Origin of the sequence: Kitasatospora albolonga (genome assembly GCF_039535905.1) — a bacterium.
Taxonomy (GTDB): domain Bacteria; phylum Actinomycetota; class Actinomycetes; order Streptomycetales; family Streptomycetaceae; genus Kitasatospora; species Kitasatospora albolonga.
Map to the genome: position 1 here is coordinate 49,148 of NZ_BAAAYB010000102.1, position 16,795 is coordinate 65,942.

Annotated in this window: 15 protein-coding genes; 11 read left to right on the top strand and 4 right to left on the bottom strand. The window is 73.1% G+C overall.

Annotated elements, in window-relative coordinates; translation table 11 throughout:
- Positions 1–115: 115 nt before the first annotated feature.
- Positions 116–481 carry a nitrite reductase small subunit NirD gene (nirD, locus tag ABD946_RS26430; RefSeq protein ID WP_345287711.1) on the bottom strand — a complete coding sequence of 122 codons (366 nt, stop codon included), beginning with the start codon at positions 479–481 and terminating at the stop codon, positions 116–118.
- Positions 478–3,075, bottom strand: a complete 2,598-nt coding sequence (gene nirB / locus ABD946_RS26435; RefSeq protein ID WP_345287713.1) for a nitrite reductase large subunit NirB — start codon at positions 3,073–3,075, stop codon at positions 478–480. Before nirB ends, nirD begins: the two co-directional genes overlap by 4 nt.
- Positions 3,076–3,273: 198 nt before the next feature.
- Between nirB and ABD946_RS26440 the strand changes: the two genes are divergently transcribed.
- Both ABD946_RS26440 and ABD946_RS26445 read left to right on the top strand, forming a co-directional pair.
- Positions 3,274–3,918 (top strand): DJ-1/PfpI family protein, encoded by a 645-nt coding sequence (locus ABD946_RS26440; RefSeq protein WP_345287714.1) that lies wholly within the window; start codon positions 3,274–3,276, stop codon positions 3,916–3,918.
- Positions 3,915–4,376, top strand: coding sequence for a MarR family winged helix-turn-helix transcriptional regulator (locus ABD946_RS26445; RefSeq protein ID WP_345287716.1), 462 nt, complete (start codon positions 3,915–3,917; stop codon positions 4,374–4,376). The genes ABD946_RS26440 and ABD946_RS26445 overlap by 4 nt, the downstream gene beginning before the upstream one ends.
- Positions 4,377–4,405: 29 nt before the next feature.
- Here ABD946_RS26445 and ABD946_RS26450 read toward each other — a convergent pair whose 3' ends face one another.
- The gene (locus tag ABD946_RS26450) at positions 4,406–5,365 is read right to left on the bottom strand and encodes a GlxA family transcriptional regulator (protein WP_345287718.1); all 960 of its coding nucleotides are present in this window, start codon (positions 5,363–5,365) and stop codon (positions 4,406–4,408) included.
- Between the two features lie 120 nt (positions 5,366–5,485).
- Between ABD946_RS26450 and ABD946_RS26455 the strand changes: the two genes are divergently transcribed.
- The 7 genes from ABD946_RS26455 (at position 5,486) to ABD946_RS26485 (ending at position 12,900) form a co-directional block, all read left to right on the top strand.
- On the top strand, positions 5,486–6,424 hold the full coding sequence (locus ABD946_RS26455) for an NADP-dependent oxidoreductase (protein WP_345287720.1): 939 nt from the start codon (positions 5,486–5,488) through the stop codon (positions 6,422–6,424).
- 10 nt (positions 6,425–6,434) lie between these two features.
- Complete coding sequence (locus ABD946_RS26460; RefSeq protein ID WP_345287721.1) at positions 6,435–7,037, top strand: hypothetical protein; 603 nt, start codon at positions 6,435–6,437, stop codon at positions 7,035–7,037.
- Between the two features lie 67 nt (positions 7,038–7,104).
- A complete protein-coding gene (locus ABD946_RS26465; RefSeq protein WP_345287723.1) occupies positions 7,105–7,878 on the top strand; it encodes a sirohydrochlorin chelatase in 774 nt (257 codons plus the stop codon).
- Positions 7,879–7,986: 108 nt separating this feature from the next.
- The gene (locus ABD946_RS26470; protein WP_345287724.1) at positions 7,987–9,267 is read left to right on the top strand and encodes a deoxyguanosinetriphosphate triphosphohydrolase; all 1,281 of its coding nucleotides are present in this window, start codon (positions 7,987–7,989) and stop codon (positions 9,265–9,267) included.
- Positions 9,268–9,276: 9 nt separating this feature from the next.
- A complete protein-coding gene (gene dnaG, locus ABD946_RS26475) occupies positions 9,277–11,187 on the top strand; it encodes a DNA primase (RefSeq protein ID WP_345287726.1) in 1,911 nt (636 codons plus the stop codon).
- 120 nt (positions 11,188–11,307) lie between these two features.
- Positions 11,308–12,363 carry an RNA polymerase sigma factor gene (locus ABD946_RS26480; RefSeq protein ID WP_345287728.1) on the top strand — a complete coding sequence of 352 codons (1,056 nt, stop codon included), beginning with the start codon at positions 11,308–11,310 and terminating at the stop codon, positions 12,361–12,363.
- A gap of 102 nt (positions 12,364–12,465) precedes the next feature.
- A complete protein-coding gene (locus ABD946_RS26485) occupies positions 12,466–12,900 on the top strand; it encodes a nuclear transport factor 2 family protein (protein ID WP_345287730.1) in 435 nt (144 codons plus the stop codon).
- A 22-nt stretch (positions 12,901–12,922) separates the two neighbouring features.
- On the opposite strand, the gene ABD946_RS26490 is transcribed toward ABD946_RS26485, so the two are convergent.
- A complete protein-coding gene (locus ABD946_RS26490; protein WP_345287732.1) occupies positions 12,923–13,894 on the bottom strand; it encodes a glycoside hydrolase family 16 protein in 972 nt (323 codons plus the stop codon).
- Between the two features lie 327 nt (positions 13,895–14,221).
- Between ABD946_RS26490 and ABD946_RS26495 the strand changes: the two genes are divergently transcribed.
- Both ABD946_RS26495 and ABD946_RS26500 read left to right on the top strand, forming a co-directional pair.
- Positions 14,222–14,599, top strand: a complete 378-nt coding sequence (locus ABD946_RS26495) for a hypothetical protein (RefSeq protein WP_345287734.1) — start codon at positions 14,222–14,224, stop codon at positions 14,597–14,599.
- A gap of 31 nt (positions 14,600–14,630) precedes the next feature.
- The gene (locus ABD946_RS26500; RefSeq protein ID WP_380149984.1) at positions 14,631–16,781 is read left to right on the top strand and encodes a bifunctional polysaccharide deacetylase/glycosyltransferase family 2 protein; all 2,151 of its coding nucleotides are present in this window, start codon (positions 14,631–14,633) and stop codon (positions 16,779–16,781) included.
- Positions 16,782–16,795 lie beyond the last annotated feature (14 nt).

Sequence of the window (16,795 nt, forward strand, 5' to 3'; positions counted from 1 at the left end):
CGGGGCACGGGCTCGGAGGAGGCGCGGGCTCGGACGCGCGCGGGTCCGGACGGGCGGGGGCCGGTGGCCGCAGATCAGGGCTTTTGACTGCGGCCACCGGGGTCCTGAGGGCGGGTCAGACGACCCGGGCGGGGTGGGCGGCGACGGTGACGGCCTCGTCGTCCAGGCACTCGCCGGTGGCGAGGTCGAAGCGCTGCTTGAGGAGCGGCGAGGCGACGTACACCCGGCCGTCCGGGGTGGAGCCCAGCAGGCCCCGGGAGAGGACGTAGGCGCCGGTGAACGGGTCGCGGTTGGCGATGGCGTAGACCCGGCCCTGACGGTCCGTGAAGACGGCGGCCTGGCTGCCGTCGGGGAGCAGGACGGCGACGCCGCGGCCGGGGACGAGGCGGTCGCGGTCGCAGACCGGGACCCAGCCGTCGGAGGTGCGCAGTTCGACCCTGGCGAGGTCGGTGGCGGTCGCGGTGGCGAGGGCGGTGGTCATCGGACCTCCAGCAGGTCGGCGGAGAGCTTGGCGAGCAGCTGCTCCGGGGTGGCGAGGATCTCCAGGTCGGGCTTGACCTGGTCGCGCTCGGCGGTGAACCGGACGCTCGGGTCGGGCACGCCGGGGGCGTTGACGAAGGAGACGAAGCGGGAGAGCCGCTCCGGATCGGCCAGGGTGGCGGCCCACTCGTCCTGGTAGTCGGCGACGTGATGGGCCATCAGCGCCTCCAGGTCGGCCGCGATGCCGAGCGAGTCGTGCACCACCACGTCGCGGACGTGGTCGAGGCCGCCCTCGATCCGGTCCAGCCAGGTGGAGGTGCGCTCCAGCCGGTCGGCGGTGCGGATGTAGAACATCAGGAAGCGGTCGACGTAGCGGATCAGGGTCTCGTCGTCGAGGTCCTGGGCCAGCAGGTCGGCGTGCCGGGGGATCGCGCCGCCGTTGCCGCCGACGTAGAGGTTCCAGCCGTTGGCGGTGGCGATCACGCCGAAGTCCTTGGCCTGGGCCTCGGCGCACTCGCGGGCGCAGCCGGAGACGCCGGACTTGAACTTGTGCGGGGAGCGGAGCCCCCGGTAGCGCAGCTCCAGCTGGATCGCCATGCCCACCGAGTCCTGCACGCCGTAGCGGCACCAGGTGGAGCCCACGCAGGACTTCACGGTGCGCAGGGACTTCCCGTACGCGTGGCCGGACTCGAAGCCGGCCGCCACCAGCCGGTGCCAGATCTCCGGCAGCTGGTCCACCCGGGCGCCGAACATGTCGATCCGCTGGCCTCCGGTGATCTTGGTGTAGAGCCCGAAGTCCCGGGCCACCTCGCCGATCACGATCAGCTTCTCGGGGGTGATCTCGCCGCCGGGGATGCGCGGGACGATCGAGTAGGAGCCGTTCTTCTGGAGGTTGGCCAGGAAGTGGTCGTTGGTGTCCTGGAGGGCCGCCTGCTCGCCGTCCAGCACGTAGCCGGAGGCGGCCAGCTCGGGGGCCAGGGTGGCGATGATCGAGGCCACCGTGGGCTTGCAGACCTCACAGCCCTCGGCGTCCGTCAGGCGGCCGTGCTCGGCGAGCAGCTGACGGTGGGTCGGGATGCGCTTGACCCGGACGATCTCGTACAGCTCGGCGCGGGTGTGGGCGAAGCAGGGGCACAGGCCCTTGTCGACCACCACGCCCGAGGCCTCCAGCTCCTCGTTGACGATGGTGCCGAGCAGCTTGATGCAGGACCCGCAGCCGGTGCCCGCCTTGGTGCACTTCTTCACCTCGGGGACGGTGGTGCACTGGTGGTCCGTCACCGCGCCCCGGACGGTGCCCTTGGTGACGTTGTGGCAGCTGCAGACCACCGCGTCGTCCGGCAGTGCCGAACTGCCGAGCGAGACCGGGGCGCCGAGGCCGGCCGGGAGGACCAGCGACTCGGCCGGGACGGGCAGCGGGTTGCCGGTGCCGGCCAGCGGGCGGAGCGAGGAGTACGCCTCGGCGTCGCCGACCAGGATGCCGCCGAGCAGGGCGCCCTCGGGGGTGACCACCAGCTTCTTGTAGATGCCGGAGCGGGAGTCGGAGTAGACCACGTCCAGTGCGCCGGGGGTGGTGCCGAAGGCGTCGCCGAAGCTGGCCACGTCCACCCCGAGCAGCTTGAGCTTGGTGGAGAGGTCGGCGCCGGTGAACTCCTTGGCGGCCTGCCCGGCCAGCTGGTGCGCCACGCTGGCGGCCATCTCGTAGCCGGGGGCGACCAGGCCGTAGACCCGGCCGTCCACCGCGAGGGCGCACTCGCCGATCGCGTAGACGTGCTCGTCGGAGGTGCGGCAGAGGGCGTCCACCGCGATGCCGCCGCGCTCGCCGACGTCGAGGCCGCAGTCCCGCGCCAGCTGGTCGCGGGGGCGGATGCCGGCCGAGAAGACCACCAGGTCGGTGGCGATGGACGAGCCGTCGGTGAAGGTCATGCCGCTGGCGGCGCCGTCGGTGGCCAGGATGGCGCTGGTGCCGACGCCGGTGTGCACCACCACGCCCATCTCCTCGATGGTGCGGCGCAGCGCCTCGCCGCCGCCCTCGTCCACCTGGACGGGCATCAGGCGCGGGGCGAACTCGACCACGTGGGTCTCCAGGCCCAGGCCCTTGAGCGCCCCGGCCGCCTCCAGGCCGAGCAGCCCGCCGCCGACCACCGCACCGACCCTGGAGCCGGCCGCGTAGGCCTCGATGGCGTGCAGGTCCTCGATGGTGCGGTAGACGAAGCAGCCGTCGGCGTCCTTGCCCTCGACCGGCGGGACGAAGGGGTAGGAGCCGGTGGCCAGCACCAGGGTGTCGTAGGCGACGGTGTGCCCGGCGGCGGTGGTGACGGTCCGTCCGGCGCGGTCGACCGAGGTGACGGGGGAGTCCAGGTGGACCTCGAAGCCGTGGGCGTCGACGAAGCCGGGCTCGCCGAGCAGCAGGTCCTCCGGGGTCTTCCCGGCGAAGTACGAGGTCAGGGCGACCCGGTCGTAGGCGGGGCGGGGCTCCTCGGCGAGCACGACCACCCGGAAGCGGTCGGCGGCGCCGGTGTCGGCCAGGGCTTCCAGGAAGCGGTGGCCGACCATGCCGTATCCGACCAGGACGACGGTCGGCTTGGTGGTGGTCATCGGTGGGTCCCTCCGTGGTTCGTGCCCTGCGAGCTCTCGGTCCGAGCTTGATTCGTGGGTGTTAACCGGTGGGAGCAGGGCTGTTTCGCGGCCGGAACTTCGGCCTCAGCGGGGGCGGGGCGCCGATGTGAGACCGCAATGGACAGCATGCTGTCAATGTGACAGGATGCTGTCGACAGAGGGATTCGAGGAGGAGCCATGCAGCAGCGCACCGTTCACCTTGCCGTCTACGACACGCTCGCCGACTGGGAGTACGGCCACGCCGTCGCCCACCTGCGCAACGGGATGGCCCACCGGGCGTCCGGCCCGGCCTTCGAGATCCGCACCGTCGGGCTCGGGGGCGCCTCGGGCGCGGTCACCACCATGGGCGGGCTGCGGGTGCTGCCCGACCTCCCGCTGGACGCGCTGGCGCCGGAGGAGAGCGCGATGCTGATCCTGCCGGGAGCCGGGCTCTGGGACGCGGGCGAGGAGTTGGCGCCGTTCGCGAAGAAGGCGGCGGAGTTCGTGGCGGCCGGGGTGCCGGTGGCGGCGATCTGCGGGGCGACGGCCGGGCTGGCCCGCGAGGGACTGCTGGACGGGCGGGCGCACACCTCGGCGGCGGCGGAGTACCTGGGCTTCCAGTCGGGCTACCAGGGGGCCGCGGACTACCGGGAGACGGAGGCCGTCACCTCCGCGGACGGGCTGCTGGTCACCGCCGGGCCGACCGAGCCGGTGGCCTTCGCCCGGGAGGTGCTGGGCCGCCTGGACGTGATGGAGCCGGCGGTGCTGGACGCCTGGTACCGGCTGTTCCGCCACTCCGACGCGAGCGCCTACCCGGTGCTGGAAGCGGCGGCCCAGCGGTGAGCCAACTCCCCACGGCCGCCTCCTCGTTGAGCCGCTCGGCGCTGGCGGTCTTCCGGCTCAACGGCCAGTTCCTCGGCGTGGCCGAGGAGTTGGCCGCTCCGGCCGGGCTGACGGCGGCCTGGTGGCAGGTGCTCGGCGCGGTGCTGTCCGAGCCGCTGCCGGTGGCCGGCATCGCCCGCGCGATGGGCATCACCCGGCAGAGCGTCCAGCGGATCGCCGACCTGCTGGTGGAGAAGGGGCTGGCCGAGTACCGGCCCAACCCGGCGCACCGCCGGGCCAAGCTGCTCGCGCCCACCGAGGAGGGCTACGCGGCCGTCGCCCGGATCACCCCGGGGCACGCCGTGACCGCCGCGGCACTGGCCGAACGGCTGGGCGGAGAGGCGGAGTTCGCGGCCGTGGCGGAGGTGCTGGAGCGGCTCGGACGCGCGCTGGACTCCCTGGCGGCGGGCGAGCGGTAGGCGGGGCGGTCCGGGGCGGGCAGCCCGGGTCAGGCCGGGGTGCGGAAGGACTGGCGGTAGGCGAGCGGGGCGACGCCGATGGTGCCGGAGAGGTGCTGGCGCAGCGAGACGGCCGTGCCGAAGCCGGAGCGGTGGGCGACCTCGTCCACCGGGAGGTCGGTGGTCTCCAGCAGCCGGCGGGCGTGGTCCACCCGCCGGTGGGTCAGCCACTGGCCCGGCGGCAGGCCGGTCTCGTCCTTGAAGCGGCGGCAGAAGGTGCGCACGCTCATCCGGGCGTGCGCTGCCAACTCGGCCAGCGGGAGCGGCTGGTGGAGGTTGGCCAGGGCCCAGGCCCGGGTGGCCGCCGTGCTCGCCTCCTCCGGTTCGGGCACCGGCCGCTCGATGTACTGGGCCTGTCCGCCCTCCCGCCACGGCGGCACCACGCAGAGCCGGGCCACCCGGTTGGCCACCTCGGAGCCGTGGTCGCGCCGGATCAGGTGCAGGCAGAGGTCGATCCCGGCCGCCGAGCCGGCGGCGGTGAGGACCTCGCCGTTGTCGACGAAGAGCACGTCCGCGTCCACCCGCACCAGGGGGTAGGCCCGCTGGAAGTCGCCGGCGTCGGTCCAGTGGGTGGTGGCCGGCCGGCCGTCCAGCAGGCCGGCGGCGGCCAGCACGTAGGAGGCGGTGCAGATCGAGACGATCCGCGCCCCGGGGCGCAGCAGCTTCAGGGCCCTCGCCAACTCGGCCGGGAGCCAGTCCTGTTGGTCCGCCGAGTCGCAGGTGAACGGCGGGATCACCAGGGTGTCGGCGGTCGCGATCACCTCGGATCCGTGCGGCACCTGCACCGTGAAGTCGGCCTCGGTGCGGACCGGGCCGCCGTCCAGCGAGCAGGTCACCACCTCGTACAGCGGGGTGCCGTCGGCGGCGGCGGCCACGCCGAAGATGCGGTTGGGGATGGAGAGTTCGAAGGGGTAGACGCCGTCCAGGGCGAGGGTGACCACACGGTGCATGGCGAGATCCTTTCAGATATCGGCAATCTTGCCACTCGTTCGGGGCGGCCCGCTGCGGGATCTTGGTGTCAGGCGGCCGGACGGTCCGCCGGAAACCCCTTCCGAGCAGGAGAGATGAAGATGCGTGCGATCAGCCAGAACGAGTTCGGCGGCCCCGAGGTCCTGGAGGTCGTGGAGGTGGAGCGGCCGGAGCCCGGCGTGGCGGAGGTGCTGGTGCGGGTCCTGGCCACCTCGGTCAACCCGACCGACGTCTGGCACCGGAGCAGCGGCGGTCTGGCCGGCCGGATCGTGCCGCTGGGCTGGGACGTCTCCGGCGTGGTCGAGGCGGTCGGCATCGGCGTCACCACCCTGGCCGTCGGCGACGAGGTCTTCGGCATGCCGCGCCACCCCGCCCCGGCCGGGACCTACGCCGAGTACGTCACCGTCCCGGCCCGCCACCTGGTGCGCAAGCCGGACGCGCTGACGCACGTTCAGGCGGCTGCCGTGCCGCTGGTCGGCATGACGGCCTGGCAGGCCCTGGTGGACACCGCCGACGTGCGGCCCGGTCAGCGGGTGCTGGTGCACGCGGCGGCAGGAGGTGTCGGCCACCTCGCGGTGCAGATCGCCAAGGCCCGCGGCGCGTACGTGATCGGCACCGCCCGGTCCGCGAAGCACGACTTCCTGCGCGCCCTCGGCGCGGACGAGGTGGTGGACTACACGGCCGTGGATTTCGAGGAGGCGGTGGAGCCGGTGGACGTGGTGGTCGACCCGGTCGGCGGTGAGTACGGCCCGCGCTCGCTCCGGGTGCTGCGGCCGGGCGGCGTCCTGGTCTCGCTGGCCTCCCCGGCCGAGCAGTACCTCGCCGAGCAGGCCGCCGCGCTCGGCCTGCGGGCCGGCTTCATGGCCGTCGAGGCCGACCAGGCGGGCCTGCGGGAGCTGGCCGCCCTTGCCGAGCAGGGGCTGCTGCGGCCCGAGGTGAGCGCCGAACTCCCGCTGGAGCGCGTCGCCGAGGCCCACGAGCTCAGCCAGACCGGCCGCACCTCCGGCAAGATCGTGCTCTCCGTCGGACCCCGGTCCTAGCCTTCGCGGTATGACGACACTGCTGGACGGACTGGACGACCTCCCGTGGGCGGGCATGCGGGTGCCGGGGCCCGGCCGCGACGCCGGGAACATCCCGGTCGCCCTCCGGGCGATGGAGACGGGGGAGGAGGGCACCACCGACATCTGGGGGGCCGCAGCGGACGCCGCGCACGAGTGCTACGACATCGCCTCCAACCGCTACTCCGAGGCGGCCGAGCACCTGGTGCCGTTCCTCACGGCGCTCTGCGCCTCTCCCACCGCCGAGGCGGCCGTCGAGGCCGCCGGCGTGCTCTACGACCTGGCCTTCGCCGAGCCCGACGACTCGGAGGAGGCGGCGGGGAACACCGGGATGCTGGAGCGCGTCCGGGGCCTGCTGCTGACGGGGCGTCCGGTCTACTACGCGATGCTGGAGCGCCCCGAGCCGGCGGTGCGGCGGGCGGGCTGGGAGTTGCTCTACGCCATCGACTGCGGAGCGCCGCACCACGCGGCGGCCCTCGAACGGGCCTGGCTGACCGAGACCGACGAGGAGACCCGCCGGATGGTGGAGCACCACCGCGAGTCCCTGGTGGTCGACGAGGACGAGCCGATGTTCGGCGCGCACGTCCCGCTGTGAGCTCCGGTTAACGGGGGGTTGATCTGGACGGGCCCGGGGTGAAACAGGGGCCGGGCATGCTGGGGGCATGACGACGACCTCCACCACCACCGCCGGCCCGGTGCGCCGGGTGCTCCCGCCCGTCCGGGTGCTGCACGCGGCCCGCCGTCCGGCCCTGGTGCTGGTGGCGCACGGCTCTCGGGATCCGGAGACGGCGGTCGAGATCGGCCGGCTGGCCGCGCTGCTGCGCGTCCGACGGCCCGAACTCGACGTCCGGATCGCCCACTTGGGGCTGAACGCACCGCTGCTGCCCGAGGTGCTGGACGAGCTGCGCGGCCCGGCCGTCCTGGTGCCGCTGCTGCTCAGCCGGGGGTACCACGTCAAGGTGGACCTGCCCGCGCTGGTGGCGGCCGCGCCGCAGGTGACCGGGGTGGTGACGGCCCCGCTCGGGCCCGACCGGCTGCTCGCCGAGCTGCTCACCGAACGTCTGGTGGAGGCGGGTTGGGGTCCGGAGGGCGACGCGGTGGTGCTCGCCTCGGCCGGTTCCCGCGATCCGGACGCCGCCACCGACACCGAGGCCCAGGCGGCCCTGCTGGCCGCGCGCCTCGGCGTCCCGGTCCGGGTCGGCACCGTCGCGGCGGGCGGGCCGAGCGTGACGGAGGCGGTCGCCGGCCTCACGGCGGAAGGCCACCGCCGGATCGCGGTCGCCTCGTACTTCACCGCCCCGGGGGACTTCGCCCGGCTGGCGGCCGCCGCGGCGCCGTGGATCACCGCGGCCCCGCTGGGGGCCCATCCGGGCATGGCCGAGCTGGTGCTGTCGCGGTACCAGTCGGCGGTCCGCCCGGCGGTGGTGGCGGCGTAGCGGGAGCCGGCCGGCCGGGGTGGCTCCGGTGGCGTTCGTCCGTCGTACGGTGCGCGTTCGTGTGTGGTGCTGATGGAATGTCGGCTGTCCGGCGTACGGTACTTCCATATGGACGACACCGCGTACGACCCCGCAGCCGAAGCCCGATGGGTGCCCGAGCCGGACAAGCGGCCGGGCCGGACGGCGTTCCAGCGTGACCGCGCGCGGGTGCTGCACTCGGCAGCCCTGCGCCGCCTGGCCGGCACCACCCAGGTGGTGGCCCCGATGCGCAGTGACTTCCCGCGGACCAGGCTCACGCACTCGCTCGAATGCGCGCAGGTGGGGCGGGAGTTGGGAGCGGCCCTGGGCTGCGACCCGGATCTGGTGGAGACGGGCTGCCTGGCCCACGACATCGGCCACCCGCCGTTCGGCCACACCGGCGAGGAGGCGCTCGACCAGGCCGCCCGCAGCTGCGGCGGCTTCGAGGGGAACGCGCAGTCGCTCCGCATCCTGACCCGCCTGGAGCCCAAGCGCTTCGCGCCGCCCGGCGAGCCCGCCGCCGCGCTGGCCCCGCGTCCGGGCCACGGCGTCGGCCTCAACCTCACCCGCGCCGCGCTGGACGCCGCCACCAAGTACCCCTGGCCGCACGGCGCCCACCCCACCGACCCGGCCTCCACCAAGTTCGGCGTCTACGCCGACGACCTTCCGGTCTTCCGCTGGCTGCGCACCGGTGCGCCGGAGCTGCGCAAGTGCTTCGAGGCCACCGTGATGGACTGGTCCGACGACGTGGCGTACTCCACCCACGACGTGGAGGACGGCATCCAGGCCGGGCACGTCGACCCGGCGGCGCTGCGCTCGGCCGAGGAGCGGTCCGAGCTGTTCAAGATCGCGGACCGGTACGCCGCGGCGGAGCCCGAGGAGTTCGGCGCCGCGCTGGACAGGCTGCAGGGCGAGGAGTGGTGGCCGCGCGGCTACGACGGTTCGGCCCGAGCCCGGGCCGGGCTCAAGGACCTGACCAGCCAGCTGATCGGCCGCTTCTGCCTGGCCGCCGAGCAGGCCACCCGGGCCCGCTACGGCCCGGGCCGGCTGACCCGCTACGCCGCCGAGCTGGTGGTGCCGCAGGAGGTCCGGGTCGAGGTCGCGGTGCTCAAGGCCGTCGCCGTCCGGTACGTGATGCAGCGCGACGAGCAGGCACAGCTCCGCGCCCGCCAGCGGATCGTGATCGCCGAGCTGGCCGACGTGCTGGCCCGCACCGCCCCGTACGGGCTGGACCCGGTCTTCGCCGCCCTGTACGAGGAGGCCGAGGACGACCGGGCCGCCCTGCGCGCGGTGATCGACCAGATCGCCACCCTCACCGATGCCTCCGCCCTCGCCCTGCATTCCCGCTTGGTCGAGTCGAAGGCGACGTAGACTTCCGGGGTGGCAGGCCGGATCAAGGATGAAGACGTACAGCGGGTGCGCGACGCGCTGCCCATCGACGCGGTCGTCAACGACTACGTCCAGCTGACCAACGGGGGCGGCAGCCAGCTCAAGGGCGTCTGCCCGTTCCACGACGAGAAGTCCGCCTCCTTCTACGTCCATCCCGGCAAGGGCGTGTTCCACTGCTTCGGCTGCGGCGAGAGCGGCGACACGATCACCTTCCTGATGAAGATCGAGCACTTCTCGTTCGCCGAGGCCGTCGAGCGGATGGCCGCCCAGGCCGGGATCACCCTGCGGTACGAGGAGGGCGGCTACTCGCCCCGCCAGCAGCAGGGCGAGCGCACCCGGCTGGTCGAGGCGCACAAGGTGGCCGCGGCCTTCTACCAGGAGCAGCTGGAGTCCGCGGAGGCCGAGATCGGCCGCCGCTTCCTGGCCGAGCGCGGCTTCGACGCCGAGGCGGCCAAGCACTTCGGGGTCGGCTACGCCCCGGCGGGCTGGGAGCACCTGGTCCGCTACCTGCGCGGCAAGGGCTTCTCCGACAAGGAGATCCTGCTCGGCGGCCTGGCCTCGCAGGGGCAGCGCGGCGGCCTGATCGACCGCTTCCGGGGCCGGCTGGTCTGGCCGATCCGGGACAGCGGCGGCGAGGTGATCGGCTTCGGTGCCCGGCGGCTGCGCGAGGACGACAACGGGCCGAAGTACCTGAACACCCCCGAGACGCCGATCTACAAGAAGTCCCACGTGCTCTACGGCCTGGACCTGGCGAAGAAGGAGATCGCCAAGTCCGGCCGGGCGGTGGTGGTCGAGGGCTACACCGACGTGATGGCCTGTCACCTGGCCGGCGTCACCTCGGCGGTGGCCACCTGCGGCACCGCCTTCGCCGAGGACCACATCAAGATCATCCGTCGGCTGCTGATGGACACCTCCACCTACCGCGGCGAGACGGTCTTCACCTTCGACGGCGACGCCGCCGGGCAGAAGGCCGCACTGCGCGCGTTCGAGGACGACCAGAAGTTCGCCGCCCGCACCTCGATCGCCATCACCCCGGGCGGCATGGACCCGTGCGAGCTCCGGCTGGCCAAGGGCGACGAGGCGGTCCGCGAGCTGATCGACAACCCGGTGCCGCTCTTCGAGTTCGCGCTGCGCTCCGCCGTGGACCGCCACCGGGTGGACACCCCCGAGGGGCGGGCCGCGGCGCTGGAGGAGGCCTCGGCGATCATCGTCAAGATCAAGGACCGCTCGATCCAGCACGAGTACGCCGTCCGGCTGGCCGGCATGCTGGGCATCCTGGACGAGCAGTTCGTGGTCCGGCGGATCTCCCAACTCGCCCGCTGGCAGCGGGAGAACCAGCAGAACGGGAACCGTCAGCTCCGCCGCCCCGGCGGCCCCGCGGCCGCCGTTCCCGCCCAGCCCGTCCGTCCCGCCTACCGCCTGGACCCGCGGGACCCGGCCCAGTTCGTGGAGCGCGAGCTGCTCAAGCTGGCCCTCCAGCACCCGGACCTGGTCAGCCCGGCCTTCGACAACTACGGCGACGACGAGTTCCCCACCCCGCCCTACACCGCCGTCCGCCAGGCGATCCGGGCGGCCGGCGGCGCGGCCTACGGCGCGACCCTGCCGGACTTCACCGCAGTCGTCCGGGAGGCCTGCCCGGACGACCAAGTGCGCTCCCTGGTCACCGAGTTGACGGTGGAGCCGATCCGCACCCGGCGGGCCGCCGACACCATCTACGCGGGGGAGTTCCTGGTCAAGCTCCGCCTCCAGGCGGTGGACCGCCGGATCGCCGAGGTCCGCGGCCACCTGCAGCGGCTCGACCGGCGCGGCACCCCCGAGGAGCTGAACGCCGTCCAGGGCGAGCTGTGGGCCCTCCAGCAGTACGCCCAGAACCTCCGCAGCAGGGGCGCCGCCGGGCTCTGACGGCACTGCGCGGGCCCCGGAGTGACCTGAGTCACAGTCGCCCGAATCCCCGGGCGCCGAGCTGGGTATCCCAACCCTTGTGGCGCGGCCTCCCCCACGGCCGTGCACCGCCGAGGGAGGATGCCCGTGGAGCTCTCCGCCGTGCAAACCGCCGTCGAACCGGCGGAGTCCGAGCCGGACGCGACCGGCCCCGCCGAGGTGGTCGAGGCGGTCGAGGCCGTCGCGCCGGGCGAGCCGGACGAGGCCCCGGCGCCGGACGAGACGGCCGGCCCGGCCGCCGACCTGCTGCGTCAGTACCTGCGCGAGATCGGCCGGATCCGGTTGCTCACCGCCGTCGAGGAGGTCGAGCTGGCCCGGCAGATCGAGGCCGGTCTCTTCGCCGAACAGGCCCTCCAGCAGGGCGGGTTGGACGAACGGCTGACGGTCGAGCTGGCCGTCCTGGTCCGGCTCGGCCACCGGGCCAAGCGCCGCCTGATCGAGGCCAACCTCCGCCTGGTGGTCTCCGTCGCCAAGCGCTACGTCGGCCGCGGCCTCACCCTGCTCGACCTGGTCCAGGAGGGGAACCTCGGGCTGATCCGCGCGGTGGAGAAGTTCGACTACGCGCGCGGCTACAAGTTCTCCACCTACGCGACCTGGTGGATCCGGCAGGCGATGAGCCGGGCGCTGGCCGACCAGGCCCGCACCATCCGGGTGCCGGTGCACGTGGTCGAGCTGATCAACCGGGTGATCCGGGTCCAGCGCACCATGCTCCAGGAGCGCGGCACCGTGCCCAGCGCGGCCGAGGTCGGCGAGGCGCTGGAGCTGACCGAGGCCCGGGTGCTGGAGATCCTGCGGCTGGCCCAGGAGCCGGTCTCGCTGCACACCCCCGTGGGTGACGAGGACGAGGTCGCCCTCGGCGACCTGATCGAGGACGCCGACGCCGCCTCGCCCGTCGAGACCGCCGCCTTCCTGCTGCTGCGCCAGCACCTCGGCGCCGTCCTGGACACCCTCGGGGAGCGCGAGCGCCAGGTCGTCCAGCTCCGCTACGGCCTGGACGACGGGCACCCCCGCACCCTGGAGGAGATCGGCCACCTCTTCGGCGTCACCCGCGAGCGGATCCGCCAGATCGAGGCCAAGACGCTCTCCCGCCTGCGCGCCCACGCCTTCACCGCCCAGCTCCGCGCCTACCTGGACTGAGCCTTACCCCGGAGGTAATCGCGCCGGGCGTCCGCCGTTGGCGATGATGACGGCAACGCCGCACCGCCCCCGGTCGCGGCACCGAGGCAGGGGAGGCCCGCCATGTCGTCAACTTCCTTCACCGGAACCCGAGTCGTGGTCGAGGAACTGCTGCGCCGGATCGGCGCGGGTGACCCCGAGCGGATCGCGGAGCTCTACGCCGAGCACGGCGACTGGAAGCTCTCCTGGCCCGCCGCGGAGCACGGCCGCCCCGCCACCCCGTGGATCCGGAGCCGTGCCACCCGGGCCGAAGCGGCCGACCACTTCCGGGAGTTGGCCGCCCACCACGTCCCGGAGGCCGCGGCCACCACCGTCGAGCGGATCCTGGTCGACGGCCCGGAGGCCGTGGTCCTCGGCGAGATCCGCCAGACCGCCCGCCCCACCGGCCGCCCGTACCGGGCCCGTTTCGCCCTCCACCTCACCGTGGAGGCGGGCCTGATCGTCCGTCACCACGTCTACGAGGACAGCCTCGCGGTGGCCGCCGCCTTCGAGGGATGACGCTCCGACTGCCCCGGCGGCCTCAGGACTTGGGCAGGGTGTCCACGAAGTCGGTGCCGGCGGCGTAGAAGCCGTCCACCGTCTTCTGGACGTCCGCGTAGGAGACGGCCGTGGCGTCCTTGTAGTAGAACCAGTTGACCTTCAGGTCCCAGGCGCGCTGCCCGCCGAGCGAGGGCAGCAGGTCGACGAACCAGTTGCTGAAGTGGACGTTCATCTTCTCGCGCGGCACGTAGTTCCCGGTGCTGGTGAACAGCTCCTTGCCGTCCATCGAGTAGGTGGCCTTCCCGTCGACGGCGGTGACCATCATGACGTGCCAGCCCTCGAGGCGCTGCTTGTGCGGCTTGGTGACGCGGTCCGCCGGGTCCGCCTTGAACCAGCTGGTGGTGTCCAGTTGGGGGCCGGGGTTGCCCCAGCCGCCGTTCGGCATGTACTCGAAGTCGAGCTCGCTGTAGTTCGGCGAGTCGTCGGAGGTGGAGATCGGGAAGTAGGACTGGACGACGTGGTCGCCGTTCTTTCCGCTGACCGGCTTGTCGCTGAGGTGGATCCTGGCGGCGAAGGTGCCGTTGAGGAGCTTGGTGCCGGTGGTCTGGATCTCGACCTGCTTGGTGCCCTTCGCGGTGCCGTCGGTGGTGGCCCGCAGCTGGAGGGTCCGGCCGCCCTGGGCGGTGGTGTCGGCGGGGAAGCTCGCGCCGGCGTCGGACCAGGTGTCCTTGATCCCGGGGCCGCCCTCGCCGGTGCGGACCTCCCAGCCGTGCGCGGTGAGCGCGGGATCGGTGGGGCCGGTGTAGCGGAAGCTGTCGAAGAGGGTCCCCGGAGGGCCGGTCGGCGTCGGCGTGGCGGCGGCCGGGGAGCCGCCCTTCGCCGTCCCGGCGGGGCCGCCGCCGGAGGCGCCGGAGACCGGGCCGCCGGAGCAGGCGGCGAGCGTGCCCAGCAGGACCGGGAGGGCCAGGAGGCTCCACCCGCGGTGACGGCGGGGGCGGCGGGGCTGACTCACGCGGGCTCCTCGGGGTACCGGTCGCACATGCGTGCCGATCGGGTGGGAGGCACATCCTAACGGGGCACGAAGGGCCCGCTCGAACACGTCGGCGGGCATTGCGATCCGGTCACAGCCCTCTCTCGGAACGGGCCAAATCCACCCATCGCGGCCAATTCGCTCTGAGGGTTGCACTAGCGTTCGCCTTAGGCTCCGGTGGTCTACGTACCCTGCACTGAAAGGCGTGGCAAGGTGCGCCCAGTCGTCACCCCCGTCGAAGGCGGATCAGTCCGGCCGTCACAGTCCGACGTACCCGCGTCGAATCTCGAAGAGGTCGACCCCGCACCGGTGTTCGTCTCCCAGTCGGGTCGGCGCGGCCGGCTGCTGCGCGGTCTCGGCTGGCCCGTCTCGGTGGTCGGCGCGATCCTCGCGGTCGTCATGGCCGGGACCATGGTCGGCGTCCAGGCCGACGCCCCGGCGATGGGCATACCCCCTCAGCCGACGGCCCGGCCGGCCGAACCCGTGACGACGCCCACCCCCGCGCCGTCACCCACCCCGTCGCCGAAGCCGTCGACGTCGACCTCCAAGGCGCCCTCGCGCTCCGCGACCCCTGCGGGCAAGCCGACGGCGAAGACGACCGGCACCACCGGCACCACCACCATGACCGGCACCACCGGTGCACCGCACGGCGCCACACCGTCCGCCCGGTCCACGAAGCACCCCTGAACCGCAGCACCGCCCATCTCCAGGAGCACCATTGTCCCGCCACCAGCGCCGCCGGCAGTCTTCGCGCAGGCCGCGCCGACTGGCCGCGCCACCCCTGCGCTTCTTCATGCCGCTCTCCCTGCTGGCATGTCTGCTCGCGCTGCTCGTGCTGCGCGGCCTGGCCACCAACGAGGTGTTCCACGACGCCCGGGTCGCCGACTCGGCCGACAAGGAGACCGTTCCGGAGTCGCTGCTCAAGGGCGGCCCGGTCATCGACGCGCGCGGTGAGCACAACGACGACCCGGTGAGCTACCGCATCCCGGACCGCACCGTGGTGCTGAGCTTCGACGACGGCCCGGACGAGGAGTGGACCCCGAAGGTCCTGGACGTGCTGGAGTCCCGCGGCGTGCGCGCGGACTTCTTCGTGACCGGCGGCATGACGGCCCGTCATCCGGAGCTGATCCGCCGGATCGTGGACGAGGGGCACGAGATCGGGCTGCACAGCTTCACCCACCCGGACTTCGCCTTCCAGTCGCACGCCCGGATCACCTGGGAGATGGCCCAGACCCAGCTGGCCCTGGCCGGGGCGGCGGGGGTGCACAGCTCGCTGTTCCGCCCGCCGTACTCGTCCAACTCGGCGGCGCTGGACGACTGGACCTACCCGGTGATCAAGTACCTGGGCGCCCGGGGCTACGTCACCGCCTTCATCGACCACGACACCGACGACTGGAAGCGGCCGGGGGTGGACGCCATCGTCAAGGAGGCGATGCCCACGACGCCCGGCGCCGGCGAGCTGATCCTGCTGCACGACTCCGGCGGTGACCGCTCCCAGACCGTCGAGGCGCTCGGCATCCTGATCGACAAGCTGAAGGCCGACGGCTACCGCTTCACCACCATCTCCGAGGCGCTCGGCGCCTCCAGCGCCACCACGCCGGTGACCGGCTTCCGGCTGTGGGCGGGCAAGGGCTACGTCTGGGCCACCCAGCTGGCCGTGCACACCCTGCCGACGCTGATCGGGCTGCTCGCCGTGGTCGGCTTCCTGAACTTCGGCCGGTTCGCCCTGATGCTGGTGCTGGCCCCGATCCACGCCCGCCGCTCCAAGCGGCAGGACCTCTGGGGCGAGCCCGTCACCCGCCCGGTCACCGTCCTGGTGCCCGCGTACAACGAGCGCGAGTGCATCGCCCACACCCTCAACTCGCTGGCCGCGAGCGACTACCCGATCGAGGTCATCGTCATCGACGACGGTTCCTCGGACGGCACCGCGGACATCGTGGAGGAGATGGCGATGCCGTTCGTCCGCCTGATCCGCAAGGTCAACGGCGGCAAGCCCAGCGCGCTGAACGCCGGCATCGCGGCCGCCTCGCACGACATCGTCGTGATGATGGACGGCGACACCGTCTTCGAGCCCTCCACGGTGCGCGAGCTGGTCCAGCCCTTCGCGGACCCCTCGATCGGCGCGGTCTCGGGCAACGCCAAGGTCGGCAACCGGGACACCCTGATCGGCTCCTGGCAGCACATCGAGTACGTCCTCGGCCACAACCTGGACCGCCGGATGTACGACATGCTCGGCATCATCCCGACCATCCCCGGCGCGGTCGGCGCCTTCCGCAAGGAGGCCCTGGACGCGGTCGGCGGGATGAGCGAGGACACCCTCGCCGAGGACACCGACATCACCATGGCGGTGCTGTGCGAGGGCTGGCGGGTGGTCTACGCCGAGCGCGCCCGCGCCTGGACCGAGGCCCCCGCGAGCCTCCAGCAGCTCTGGTCCCAGCGGTACCGCTGGAGCTACGGCTCGATGCAGGCGATGTGGAAGCACCGCCGGGCCGTCACCGCCAAGGGGCCGCGCGGGCGGTTCGGCCGCCGGGGCCTGCCGCTGGTCGTGCTGTTCGGCGTGGTCGCCCCGCTGCTGGCACCGCTGGTCGACATCTTCCTGATCTACGGCGTGCTGTTCGCGGACGCGGCGACGACCATCACCAGCTTCGCCGGCTTCCTGGGCATCCAGGCCGTGCTCTCCTGGTACGCCTTCAAGCTCGACCGCGAGAAGCCCTGGCACCTGATCAGCCTGCCGACCCAGCAGCTGGTGTACCGGCAGCTGATGTACATCGTCCTGCTGCAGTCGGCGATCACCGCGGTGACCGGCGGCCGCCTGCGCTGGCAGAAGCTCCGGCGCACCGGCGAGGTCTCCGCCCCGGTGGAGGTCTGACGGCGGGTCGACGG